10 protein-coding genes are annotated in these 13,336 nt (G+C 47.2%); 3 read left to right on the top strand and 7 right to left on the bottom strand.

Translation table 11 applies throughout. The features are described from left to right. Positions 1–20: 20 nt before the first annotated feature. Entirely contained in the window at positions 21–2,795 is a 2,775-nt protein-coding gene (leuS, locus tag ADIS_RS20420; protein ID WP_010856624.1) for a leucine--tRNA ligase, read from the top strand. A 47-nt stretch (positions 2,796–2,842) separates the two neighbouring features. Beyond that, entirely contained in the window at positions 2,843–3,151 is a 309-nt protein-coding gene (locus ADIS_RS20425; protein ID WP_010856625.1) for a hypothetical protein, read from the top strand. A gap of 3 nt (positions 3,152–3,154) precedes the next feature. On the opposite strand, the gene ADIS_RS20430 is transcribed toward ADIS_RS20425, so the two are convergent. Continuing rightward, on the bottom strand, positions 3,155–4,558 hold the full coding sequence (locus tag ADIS_RS20430; RefSeq protein WP_155907649.1) for a PKD domain-containing protein: 1,404 nt from the start codon (positions 4,556–4,558) through the stop codon (positions 3,155–3,157). A gap of 444 nt (positions 4,559–5,002) precedes the next feature. Between ADIS_RS20430 and ADIS_RS20435 the strand changes: the two genes are divergently transcribed. Beyond that, the gene (locus ADIS_RS20435) at positions 5,003–5,506 is read left to right on the top strand and encodes an FKBP-type peptidyl-prolyl cis-trans isomerase (protein ID WP_035807173.1); all 504 of its coding nucleotides are present in this window, start codon (positions 5,003–5,005) and stop codon (positions 5,504–5,506) included. Positions 5,507–5,511: 5 nt separating this feature from the next. Here ADIS_RS20435 and ADIS_RS20440 read toward each other — a convergent pair whose 3' ends face one another. The 6 genes from ADIS_RS20440 to ADIS_RS20465 form a co-directional block, all read right to left on the bottom strand. Then, the gene (locus ADIS_RS20440) at positions 5,512–6,477 is read right to left on the bottom strand and encodes an ABC transporter ATP-binding protein (RefSeq protein WP_010856629.1); all 966 of its coding nucleotides are present in this window, start codon (positions 6,475–6,477) and stop codon (positions 5,512–5,514) included. Then, positions 6,474–6,824 carry an MmcQ/YjbR family DNA-binding protein gene (locus ADIS_RS20445; protein ID WP_010856630.1) on the bottom strand — a complete coding sequence of 117 codons (351 nt, stop codon included), beginning with the start codon at positions 6,822–6,824 and terminating at the stop codon, positions 6,474–6,476. The genes ADIS_RS20440 and ADIS_RS20445 overlap by 4 nt, the downstream gene beginning before the upstream one ends. A gap of 12 nt (positions 6,825–6,836) precedes the next feature. Continuing rightward, the gene (locus tag ADIS_RS20450) at positions 6,837–7,028 is read right to left on the bottom strand and encodes a DUF6728 family protein (RefSeq protein ID WP_010856631.1); all 192 of its coding nucleotides are present in this window, start codon (positions 7,026–7,028) and stop codon (positions 6,837–6,839) included. A 23-nt stretch (positions 7,029–7,051) separates the two neighbouring features. After that, positions 7,052–9,043 (bottom strand): (E)-4-hydroxy-3-methylbut-2-enyl-diphosphate synthase, encoded by a 1,992-nt coding sequence (gene ispG / locus ADIS_RS20455; protein ID WP_010856632.1) that lies wholly within the window; start codon positions 9,041–9,043, stop codon positions 7,052–7,054. Positions 9,044–9,045: 2 nt separating this feature from the next. Then, the gene (locus ADIS_RS20460) at positions 9,046–9,750 is read right to left on the bottom strand and encodes an SDR family oxidoreductase (protein WP_010856633.1); all 705 of its coding nucleotides are present in this window, start codon (positions 9,748–9,750) and stop codon (positions 9,046–9,048) included. Between the two features lie 76 nt (positions 9,751–9,826). Beyond that, positions 9,827–13,303: a hypothetical protein gene (locus ADIS_RS20465; protein ID WP_155907651.1), complete on the bottom strand. Its 3,477-nt coding sequence runs from the start codon at positions 13,301–13,303 to the stop codon at positions 9,827–9,829. Between the last annotated feature and the right edge of the window lie 33 nt (positions 13,304–13,336).

Here is a 13,336-nt window from a genome sequence, read left to right on the forward strand (position 1 = left end):
TATACTTACCAAAATAAAAAATGGCAGACTATAATTTTCGAGAGGTAGAACAGAAGTGGCAATCCTACTGGGAGGCCATCGGGCAATTTGAAGCACAGGTAGACTCTACCAAACCGAAGTTTTATTCGCTGGATATGTTCCCCTATCCGTCCGGAGCAGGACTGCACGTGGGCCACCCCTTGGGATATATCGCCTCAGATATCGTAACCCGTTATAAGCGTTTGAAGGGATTCAATGTGCTTCACCCCATGGGCTATGACTCCTTTGGGCTGCCTGCCGAACAGTACGCCATTCAAACCGGACAGCATCCCGCCATTACCACCGAGGAAAACATAAAAAGGTATACCGAACAGCTCAAGAGAATAGGCTTTGCATTTGACTGGAGCCGGGAAGTTCGTACCTCCGATCCCGCGTATTATCGCTGGACACAGTGGATTTTTATGCAGCTGTTTGAAAGTTATTACGACCTGGAAGCCGACCGGGCAATGCCTATACAGACCCTTACCGCTACTTTTGAAAAAGACGGGAATCGGGACGTAAAAGCCGTGTGCGATGAGGACGTGGACGTGTTTTCCGCCGAAGAATGGAAAGCATTTGACCAAACTAGGCAACAGCAGATCCTGTTGAAATACCGCCTCACGTTTTTGGCGGAGACTACCGTAAACTGGTGTGCAGCCCTAGGCACTGTATTGTCCAACGACGAAGTCAAAGACGGCTTTTCAGAACGGGGCGGACATCCGGTAGAGCGAAAAAAAATGATGCAATGGAGCATGCGCATCACAGCTTATGCAGACCGCTTGCTTCGGGATCTCGAAAAAGTGGACTGGCCAGAACCTGTCAAAGAAATGCAGCGCAACTGGATCGGTAGGTCTACCGGTGCGGAAATGGTTTTTCAGGTAGAAGGGCACGACCTACAGATCAAGGTATTTACGACTCGAATAGATACGATCTATGGGGTCACCTACTTAGCATTGGCTCCCGAACACGAGTATGTACCTGAGTTGACAACCGAAAGAGAGCGGGAAACCGTAGATGCCTATGTCGCAACGGCGAAAAATCGTTCTGAACGGGATCGGATGAGTGATGTCAAGACGATTTCCGGCGCATTTACGGGGAGCTATGCGATTAATCCATTTAACGGGGAACGGATTCAGATCTGGATTGCCGACTATGTACTCGCCGGGTACGGTACAGGGGCCGTGATGGCTGTACCGGCGCACGATGAACGAGACTATAACTTTGCGAGGCATTTCAACCTGGAAATCCGTCAGGTCATAGAGGGAAGTATGGAAAATGGCAGCTTCCCTGGAAAGGGCGGAACCATCATGAACTCAGGATTCTTGGACGGGCTGGAAATGCAGGATGCCATGGACAAAGCCATTGCTTTTTTAGAAAACAAAAAAATCGGCAAGGGGAAAATCCAATACAGAATGCGGGATGCCATATTTACCCGTCAGAGATATTGGGGGGAACCGCTGCCGGTATACTTCAAAGATGGCCTGCCCTATCTTGTTTCCGAAAAAGATCTGCCCTTGATACTTCCTGATGTAGACAAGTTTTTGCCTACGGAAGAAGGAGAACCTCCCTTAGGGAGAGCAAAGAATTGGACCTATCACGTTGATGGTGGGGACTACCCATTGGAGATGAGCACGATGCCCGGTTGGGCAGGATCCAGTTGGTATTTTTTCCGGTATATGGATCCCAAAAACGAGCATCAGTTTGTATCAAAAGAAGCCGAGAAGTATTGGGGTTCGGTAGATTTGTACATTGGTGGTGCAGAACATGCCACGGGGCACCTACTCTATTCACGGTTTTGGACCAAATTCCTTTTTGACAGGGGTTTTGTCAGTATCGAAGAGCCATTCAGCAAGATGATCAACCAAGGCATGATCCAAGGAAGATCCAATTTCGTCTTCAGAAAAAAAGGAACCAACACCTTCATTAGTGCCGGCCTGCGAGATGAACACGAGACCGTGCCAATGCACGTGGACGTAAACATCGTATACAATGATCAACTGGATCTGGAGGCCTTCAAAAACTGGCGCCCTGACCTCGCCGATGCTTCCTTTGTCCTCGAGGACGGAAAATACTTCTGTACCGCAGAGGTGGAAAAAATGTCCAAATCAAAGTACAACGTGGTCAATCCTGACGACGTGATCGAGCGATATGGTGCTGACACGCTTCGCTTGTATGAAATGTTTTTGGGTCCTTTGGAGCAGTTTAAACCATGGAACACCAACGGGATAGACGGAGTATTTAAATTCTTGCGAAAACTCTGGAAACTCTACGTCGATACCAGCGGAAACGTAGCCATTTCTGACGAAGCTCCCAGCAAAGAGGAACTCAAAGCCCTTCACAAAGCAATCAAAAAAGTGGAGGAAGACATTGATCGCTATTCGTTCAATACGTCCGTCTCTACCTTTATGATTTGTGTAAACGAATTATCTGCATTGAAATGCTCCAAAAGGGCTATATTGGAACCTTTGGCGGTGATTCTTTCTCCTTATGCACCACATATTGCAGAGGAGCTTTGGCAAATGATGGGACACGAAAAGTCAATCATACATGCCAGTTACCCGGAAGCTAAGGAAGAGTACTTGGCGGAGGATACCCACGAGTACCCGGTGTCCATCAACGGCAAGATGAGGGTGAAAATCAACCTGCCTTTGGGGCTTGCCAAAGAGGAGATCGAAAAACAGGCCTTGGAAAGCGATGCTCTCCAGAAATGGCTGGAAGGGAAAGTTCCCAAAAAGGTCATCGTTGTCCCGGGCAAAATCGTCAATATCGTGCTCTAATCACCGAAGGCTTGGACCGTGCGCCAAGCCTTCGCTATTTACCAACCATGATAAATCGCTTATTTCTTACATTCGCTGCCATTGCAACCAACCTGGTACTTGCGTATGCCCATTTACGGGTCTATCTAGATACCCTCAGTGGCAACGTGGAAACCCTTCCCCAGGGCATGGCGCATATTCAATCTTCAGAACAGGTACTTACACCTGGTTTGACCCTTTCCTTCGGCATTGCCTTTTTAGTGTTAACGGTTTTGGCCATTTTCTTTGCTTGGAAAGGCCATCGTAAATCCGTATTTCTAGCTCTGGTAACCTGTCTGCTATTGATTTGGATACGTCTTTGGACGGGTGCCGCCTAGTCCTCAATGGACCACTTTAAAGACCTCACGTTGACCTGCGTAGTACAACTCTACAAAAAACAACCCCTTTGGTAGCTTGCTCAAGGAATCGCTGAGATCGACCCTGCCCAAGTTCCCTTCCCAAACCCAGACGGTACCAGAAGTTGGGGAAAACACCTTTACATGTATGAGGTGGTCCCCCGCGAAACGGCTTCCGGTATACTGCAAAAGCAATGCATTGCCCACCACCGGGTTTGGAAACAACTTCCATGAGCCTGATTCCGTGGTTCGCGGAACCTGAACCATTCGAATCTCGCTGAACAGCGCATTTTTTTGGTCATTGACTCCCCTAACCACTATTCGGTAATAATACCTTCCCCCAACCCCATCGGTAAGATGGTCTACGAAACGAAAAACATCAACGGTGCTGCCACCTGTTCCGCCCTTCACGGTTCCAATGTCTTCGAAGTGCTCTACCCCATCTTTGGATCGCTGAATGTAAAAAACATACTCCCGATTGGCATCCAACACCCGCCATCCCAGCTCTACACCTCCGACCGACTGATCGTATTTCCACCTGCTGAAATCAACGGATAAGGGCAAAGTTACAAAGGCAGGCAGCTGAAACTCATATATAGAATGGCAGCCAAATTCATCCGTCACCGTAACGGTATATATTCCATCCTTCAGCCCATAGATTGCCGGTTCTTCTGAATGAAAATCATCCGGACCAGTCCAGGAGTAAGTAAAATCCCCACTGTTTTCAATCACAAATTCTATAGCTCCATCGGGTATTTCGTCATTTGTTGAATTAAATACCATCGTTTGCTCCGAAACAACCAAGGTTTCTGGGATATGAAGGTCAACCGTATAGGCATTGGTGGTACCGTTGGCATCTTGCAAAATCAATTCCGCAGTACCTCTTTCCAAAAACTCGACCACCGGATTGGGTTGATTTGAAACAACAGTACGAGCGTTTGTAAATGTCCAATTGTAGGTGAATGGTTCCCTTCCCCCATTTGCAGTACTGGAAAAGCTAACCGTAGCGGCACCGTCAATAGGACAATCAAACCCATATTCAAACTGTACTGCAAGTGGAGCATCGACCACGATGGCCGATTGAAACTGACACTGAGCGCTCGGGTAACTATTGCACGCATAAGATGTAGAACGATCCGCAGCCCCACTCGTTGTCCAGACCATCATTGGGTTTGAGAGGCTGACTACGACACCGCATGTCCAGACCAGAGGAAAACTGGCAAGCGTAATTAGTCTTGAGGTAGTACTTGCGGCAGGAATAACGCCGAAAAAGTAATTCAAGTAGGACGTCTCTTCCCCTATGGTCAAATCAGCAAAAATCCGGGAATTGCTAACGTCACTATTGGAACTGGTTCTGTACCTGAAGGTAATGTACGTTACTTGTTCCACTCCTGGTTCACAGGTTAATAAGGAATTCGTAATGGGCGTTCCATTTATATCACTTAAAAATACCGCTTCAATGGTGTAATTACTCGACGAACAGCTCTTATCACAAGTCCTAATATCAAGCAGGTGCGGCTGATTCTGGGAAAAAGCTTCCATACCGATCAGAGTTACCAGTGTTACAAACAGCAATATTTTGGCTACACGACACATTTTTATCGGAATAAAATTATTTACAATAATAAAATATTTGTTTTTTAACCCGATTTATACCAAATATAAAAATATAATTCCGTTTTCCAAAATAGTTACTAAAGAAAGTAAACCTATAAAAGGCTCGTAAACTTCGTCATCAAAGGAGCGGACAAGATTCACTGGCCACCCTGTTCTGCCATTTTTATTCTATACCAAATCCCATTACCTTTGAGGTTTCAAAGCCAATTGGTATTTATGGAGATCTCAGAAAATACGGTGGTAGGACTGACCTACGAACTGAAAGTCACCAATAACGAAGAGGATTCTATCCCGTTTTCCGTAGAAGTGCGGGACGAAGAAGACCCCTTTTATTTTGTATTCGGAAATAGCGGATTACCGGAAAAATTTGAACGACTGCTGGAAAACAAAGTAGCAGGAAATACCTTCAACTTTACCCTTAGCATCGAAGAAGCCTATGGCCATGCAGATGAGGAGTTAATCCTCACAGTTCCGAAGAAACAGTTCACGGGAGAAAAAGGCTTCGAGCCGGAAATGCTTGAAGAAGGGAATTTTCTGCCGTTGATTGATGAAGACGGCTACCCCATGCAGGCAAAGGTAATCAAAGACCTTGGAGAAGAACTTCTACTGGATTTTAACCATCCCCTGGTAGGCATGAACCTCCACTTTGATGGAGAAGTCTACAAAGTCAGGAAGGCTACCAAAGAAGAAACGGAAAAAGGCTACATAGAGGTAAATTGAACTTCTTAATCGGGCAATCTCAAGACGGCCCGTTGATCAATTTGAAGCGATACAGATCGATTTGCCTGAATGCTTCTTGATGTGTCTGGTACGCTCCAGACGATATCCGTTCCAGCTATTGCCACCGTTAATAGGTTGTACTCTGGAAGGAAGCGTACCTGTTTAACGTATCCTGTTATTCCTCCTTCTGTAGGCAGCACCTGAATGGAAGAAGGTCTAACATACCGATTGGGGGAATCGGGAAGGGGGTTCAGTGAACTAAAAAGCTCCGCCACCTGCCGATTCACCGGGCTATGAAAAAGCCCCTCGGCACTACCGCGCTGTATAATTTTTCCATGATGTAGCACTGCCAGCGAAGAGGTAAGCATCAGGGCATCTGAAAGATCGTGGGTAACCCAAATACCGGTAACCTCAAGTTGGCGCAAAGCTTCCTGGATTTCCTCCAACAATAGTCGCTTCTGAGGCGGATCCAAATGGCTAAACGGTTCGTCAAACAGAAGTACGTCCGGTTCCAGGCTAAGTGCTCTCGCAATGGCCACTTTCTGTTGCTGCCCCCCTGAAAGCTCTCTAGGTAACCGATTCTTTAGCTCTGCCAACCCAAAAAGGGCTAGCAGATGATCGGCTCGTTCCGTAGCATAGGCTCGATCGTAGAGAAGGAGCGGACGCTTGATGTTTTCTTCGACCGTTGAGTGCGGATACAACTTGAACTGTTGATGTACCAATTGGATTTGGTCGTAGCCTGCCACTAGCTTTTGTGCGGGGCTAAGCACCTTTAGACTGCCCAATGTAACCTCCCCTTGATCTTGGGTTTCCAGCCCTGCGGCTATGCGCAACAAGGTACTCTTTCCGGATCCGCTTTCACCGATTAGCCCCAACAACTCCCCCTTACCGAGGCTCAAGGTAACATCATCCAATACCGGAGTGTGATCCTTATACCTTTTTTGGATGTTCTGAAGGTTGAAAAAACTCATGGGAGAAGGGACGCTTGCACCTTCTTGGGCAATGAATCGAATACGAGGCTATAGGAGTGGTCTACCCACGCCAATATGTCCGGATCTTTTACCGATCCGTCGAAGGGAACGGTGTTCCAATGTTTCTTATTCATATGATAACCAGGCGTGACTGTTGGATTTTCAGCCCTGATTTCCTCAGCCAATTCAGGCAAGCATTTTAAATTCACACTTTCAAATTTTTCGATATCGATAATGGCAAAGATTTTTCCCCCAACCCTAAAACAAAGCGTATCCTCGTCAAAGGGAGTGTCCTCGGTAGCCCCCGGCTTTGCCAGACAGTACGATCGAAAGAATTGTATATCCATGGCCAAGACCCTCTAGGCTATCCGCTTCACGATCCATACGATCAGTGCGGCCAAGAACATCAATATGGAAATCTTGTTGATGCCGTGCATCATCCGAAGGTTGAAGTTTGGTTTGGTGTCGGGATCCGGTTTACGGAATACACGAAAAAAATAGTTGCCCACTTCACCTAACTGAAAAAACTCCTTTATTCGCTTGGTTGACATATCGATTAAATGTTTGGTACAAATCAGGATTCTACAGGTTCAGGCTCGATCCATTGCCCATCTTTCCGGATGATTTCAATGAGCTCGTCTACGGCCCGTTCGGATGGGACGGATCGTTTCACGACTTCCTTCCCTTTATACAGGGTGATCTTCCCTTTTCCGGATCCCACATATCCATAGTCGGCATCGGCCATTTCTCCCGGGCCGTTTACGATACAGCCCATAATACCGATCTTTACACCTTTGAGGTGATCCGTTCGCTTACGTATCATCGCCGTGGTTTCCTGCAAATCAAACAGGGTACGTCCGCAGGATGGGCAACTGATGTATTCTGTTTTTGACATCCGGGTTCGCGCAGCCTGCAACACACCAAAACTTATGGCATTATGGGATTTAACCTGTGCTAAGCAGTACTCACGGGCTTGCTTATCCAAGTGGCTTCCCAGCCCCATTAGAATACCGTCACCCAAGCCATCAATCAAGAGACCTCCTACGTCCGTCGCTGGGAAAAGCATCAGTTCATCCTCCTCCAAGTGTCCATACGTTACCGATACCACCACGGGAAGGTCAATGTTGGCCTGAATCAGACTCACGAAGCCCTTTCGCAAGGCAGCCATCTGATGCCGGTTTTCGGTGCTAAGTATCAATACGACATCTCTACGTCCCTTCAACATCGGTATTGCCTTAACTACTTCATTATCTTTCAACAACAAAAAATTCAGCGAATCGTGCCACATAGATGCCTGCGAAAAATCAGCCAGCGTGAAGGCCGGGAATTTGTTGATCTTATCAGGTTGGTGCAGCCACGTTTCAATGGACTGAATTTCCTTTAGCCCATTTGGCAACATAAAGGGGATTGGATTGCATCCGGTGAATACATAATCGGCGCCTTGGTCGTTCATCTTCCACTTATCAAGCTCAGGCAGGTAGAAGTGCCCCACGTGCTTTAGCTCCTTTTCCGTGATATTCTCTAAGCCTGAAAGATCGGTAATTACCCGAGGCACATTGCTCCCTCCAAAATTGGCCACTTCAATGGTTTCCCTTCTGCTGTAAGCAAAGGGGTCCAACGGGTAGTCCAAGATTGGCTCAATGGGTTCATGGGAGCTCCTGTTCTCGTACCGTGCAATCAGCTTCTTAACAACCGGTGCTTCGAACTCTGGGTCTTCTGTGAGGGACACCCGAACGGTGTCTCCCAGACCATCCTCTAGTAGGGTTCCAATTCCGACTGCCGATTTGATCCGTCCGTCCTCTGCCTCTCCTGCTTCCGTTACACCCAAGTGCAATGGATAGGGTTTAAATCCCCCTTCATCCAACTTTTGAACCAGCAAGCGATATGCCTGCACCATGACTTGTGTGTTGGAGGACTTCATGGAGATTACGATATCGTGGTAATTTTCATCCTCGCAAATCCGAAGAAACTCCAGTGCTGATTCCACCATTCCGATAGGTGTATCACCATATCTACTCATGATTCGGTCAGACAAAGAACCATGATTGGTTCCTATCCGCATGGCCGTCCCGTTCTCCTTACAGATCTTCACCAACGGAAGAAATCGCTCCCGAATTCGCTCCAGCTCTGCTTGGTAGGAAGCGTCTGTATATTCTATTACCTCAAACTTCTTTTTATCGGCATAATTTCCAGGATTGATACGGACTTTCTCAACGATGCCCGCAGCGACTTCCGCAGCATTGGGGGTGAAATGGATATCCGCCACCAAGGGGGTAGAATAGCCTCTTTTACGCAATCCCTCCTTAATGGCTCGTAGGTTTTCGGCTTCCTTTATACTCGGAGCTGTAATACGCACAAGTTGACAGCCGCTTTCTATCATACGTATCGACTGATCCACGGAGCCTTGGGTGTCCATCGTATCCACCGTCGTCATGGATTGCACCACGATCGGATGGTCTCCTCCTACCCACACATCACCAATGCGGACAGGAATGGTTTTCCGTCTTGAGTAGGTGGTTAGGCTATTGCAATAGTTGATTTTTTCCTTGAGTGCTTTGATTTCCATAGTCAAATATCTCCCAACTGGGGACGGATTACAATTTCTTCAACAACAGACTGGGGCGAAAGGTTATAAGCTCCCCAAACGGCATCGGCCACATCGGACGCCTTCATGAATCGGTCGGGCGGTAGGTCAACCCCTTCCCAGCTCGCGGTAAGGGTAGCTCCGGGCAAAACGGAGGTCACCCGGATACCGTAAGGCATTAGCTCTTGGCGCAGGCATTTGGTGAAACCCAACATCGCCCATTTCGACACCGCGTAACTCCCTCCATTTGGATAGGCTGTCAACCCGGCGATCGAGCCGATCGAAAATATATGTCCAGATTTTCGGTGGATAAAGTCAGGGGTAAAAGCCCGTGTAATGTAATAGGCAGAAAAGAGGTTCGTTTGCAAGGTCGTCTCAAAATTTCCTTCCGGCTCGTTATGCAGAGCGCCTGGCAAGAAAATTCCTGTATTGTTCACCACCACATCAGGAATCACCAAATCTTTTACCTCTTCGGCAAATCGCACCGCGTCGGATTTCAACGAAAGGTCAGCCTGCCGGGCTAAGACCCTTATTGTTGGAAACACTTCATTCAGCTCCTTAGTGAGCTGCTCCAGCTGATCAGCCTTTCTTGCACAGGTATAAACGTCAAAGCCCTCGGCAGCAAAACGAAACAAAATGGCCTTTCCGATGCCCTTCGTTCCGCCTGTAACCAATATACTTTTTGCCATTTGTTTGTAGTTCAATTATTAGTATGACAACTAATTATAAAAAACAAAGTTACAGGATTTATTGGTTTATTTCGCATCAAAAAAGGGCCGTGACCTGCATTCTCCCCGTATGGATTACCCGCGTCAGCCCTTCCGAATTTCTGCCTTCGTACACCACCGTGAGTTGGAGGCCCTCACCTATTTTCTGAAGCCAGTTGATGTTCCATACATAATTTCCTCCTACCGTCAGGGCCTGCATCATTTCGTATCCCGTGGGCGAATTAGGTATCCCATTGTATTTGATGTGGGTATAGCTCAGCTGGGAGTTCAACGTGGTCTTTATCGCTTTGGCATAGCGCATGGTCAGTGCCAGTTGATGGAGTGTTGCCTCTTCGTTGATTTCCGTATTGGCGGAATTAACCTTTCCTGTATGACTGTACTTGATGGAAGATCGAAAAATGCTTGATGGCTGAACGGCCAATTCAGGGCCAATCGTACGCTGCTGAATACGGTAATTCCTGTTGTCCAAAAAATCCGAAGCTGCCTGCCTAGATCCCCTGCTGACCAAAACCATGAGATTAAGTTGCTTATTGAAGGTATACCGGGTATTGAGTCGGTTGTCCTGATGCTGGAGCTCCTCGTATCCCCCGGATAGGAGCTGCTTGTGTAGGCTATTAAATACGGAGAAATCAGCACCAAACTTTGCAGATGAGCGATTGTAGAAAAAAGAGGAGCGGAAATTTTCCCTTGCAGATACCAACTCCTCGGTAACCACCCTCCCCAAAAAGGGGCTAATCCTGCTTGTGAGATCTGATGAGGTAATCTTTTTTTCAATGGTCCAATTGGTGGTATTGGAAAATTTATAAAAAAATGCCTTCCAGCCATTTGCCGCGCGCCAAGAGTCAGGGAATTTGGCGTTTACCCGGTGATTATACAAAGTAGTGTAAGCTTGGATGTAATCGTCTGTGGGTACGAAAATCTTGATGAAATTCTTCTCTTCCGGATTTACCGCGAGGTAGAACTCGTTTAGTTGCTGAATGCCATCTCCGTTATCATCGCGCCAGGTATGGGTTCCTTCGCCTGTGGGTACTGGCAAAAAAACAAACTCCCGTCTAAGCTCTCTCCCGTTTCCCAGGGCATAGCCTATCTCATTTCGTAGATTATTTTTAAAAAAGCTGGCCAAATAATCAAGTTTACCCATAACTGTGTATTCGGTGGGCAACGTACGCATCAGGTGTTCGAGGCGACGGTACGTAAACGTGGATCGGAGATCGTGGGTACCCATTCGTTTTTGAAATCCATACTGATTGGTAAAGGCCCGGGTATCGGGCACCAGCTCACCCGCTACGGGAAACTGGTCTTCCCTCCAAGATGCCTGTGCAAAAAACGAATAGTTGAGGGTATCATTAGACCGAACAAAAAACTGGTGCTCTAAAAAATTCATGGCGGTACTGAGTACCGAATCCCGTTCGGCATTGGAAACGGTATTGCGATCTACATGCAGCTTGTAACCAGGCACCAACACAGCTGAACGGTAGCTTAGTTCACCTTGATACCGATACCACTCGTTGTTCAATTCTCCCACTCTACTGGCCAAAGAGAACCCCTCATTTCGGAAAAAAACCCGGGACCCTAACCGTTGATTTAGCAATGCCGTCTGTTGCATTCCCGACAACAGATCTCCCCGTTGGCGAACAGACAGAGAATACGCCAGCTGCTCATCCCTGTTTTTCTCCATCTTCGTTTCCAATACACCAATGCGCTCGTAATGCGCCGTTTCCAGCTTGTCAGGAGTAAGCCCCCAATCCCTATCAAACTCGATATACCTTAGCCGATCGATAAAGGCAAAATTAACACTGTTGTATTCCAATTCTACCTTTGAATCCAGGTTGTACCCCTTCATCCAGCCAAGCGGGCGCCTCTCGGAAACCAATCCAGACTTGACAGCAAAGCCCTTGTTGTTTTCGTTGTCCAACGCTGAGAAGAGATTGTCATCGGTATCAGAAAATGCGATTTCGGTATACAGCCGTTCATGCGTTCCCAGTTTTATTTCTGCCCCAGCAGTGATCATCTGTCGCTTATTCGGTACTGGAAGGGGCGATTGAATGGTGAAATTCCCCTGTGGCATTCCATTCACAGGTGGCACATACTCGTAGACTACTCCGTTGGCCAACTGCTGTCTACGCCGATAGTCCCCCTGATTGGGTCCTACCTCTAGGAAACCTACTGCAAAAAACGCGTTTTCCGGATCGGTAGAATGCTCAAAAAAAGTCCGTAATTCTCCCTCAGGGGAATATTCCAGCACTTTCCTATATAGAATCCGGTTGGGATCAAAAGGGATACTGTCTATTCGCGGAGTGACCGCCAACCCAAGATTGTCGCCCACCGAGGACAGCAGACGTTTATCTGCATCAGAAAGCTCAAAAAACAAAGGACGGTTTCGGTCATCCTTTTCGCGGTAGTAATTGATATAGACAGTCGCTCTTTCGGACTCCTGAATGTGATTTGCCGTTAGGATGGATCGAGAAAAGTTTCTTTCTGCATATTCAAAATCAATTCGAACCCTACTGTACTGGGTAATGACCACCTGCGGGGTAAAGGTGATCTCCCCTTGGTTATAGTCGATGATATAATCCTGATTGAAACCTCGTCGTAGCTGTTTACCATCCAAAAAAACCCGCTCAGAGTTTGCCATCACAATCACGAATCGCTCATTACCCGCCCCCCGTATCCGATAGGGCCCCATGACACCCTCTCTAATCTCCAATTCCACCGATGCAAACTTACCTTTGGCAATGGCCATCCCAACTTGGGAAGATGCTTTCCATTTCTCATTTGGTAGATAATCGGTAGTAAACTGCAACCCTTGCACGTTCTTGTAGTACCGTAAGAACTGCGATTTTCGCTGTTGCAGAACGACATCACCACCTGACAGGTTGAACCTGTCATTGTATAGTTCAATTAACACGTTGTCAAAATCTTGGATCTGCTGGCTATTTCCCTCTGGCTGAAAAGGTACGTTCTGGTCGGTGATACTTGCCCTGATATTGAGATTCTCTGCTAGCTCCCCGTCCATTTGCAGGTTAAGTGAGCTGTTTACAAACACATTTTGTGCGTTGCCAAAAGAAATCCCTCGCATCAGGCTCCCTGACTGGGTAAGCTTATCGGAGGAAAACACCTCCTCTCTAAAATCAAATGCCGGTGATGCTTTCACTCGATTGTCCCTGAAATAGGCCATGGAGTCGTACTCCTCAGCTAAACTTCTATTTCGAAAGGTATGGTTTAGGGCAAAGGGAAAGGTCTGATAACAAAGCAACAGGGAATCCATGACAACTCCTTCCTCCAGAAGGACAGCTATGTTGCCGGTACTTAGGTCATAGCTGAATTCATACTTGGAGCCTGCTGCATCAGTGACAGAGATGGATTGTTCAAAAACAGAGAGCGAATCCAATGACAGCTGTTGGCCCGAACTGACCGAATATAGCCACCTGCAGGACGCATCCTGACCGAAAACGTCAACTCTGATTCCCAAAAGGTGCACACCAATAAAAAAAATGAGCCAACCCCACCGCATGATCAAGAGAATTACCGAGGGCTAATGTAACAA

This window comes from Lunatimonas lonarensis, assembly GCF_000390185.1.
In the GTDB taxonomy this organism is placed as follows: Bacteria; Bacteroidota; Bacteroidia; order Cytophagales; family Cyclobacteriaceae; genus Lunatimonas; species Lunatimonas lonarensis.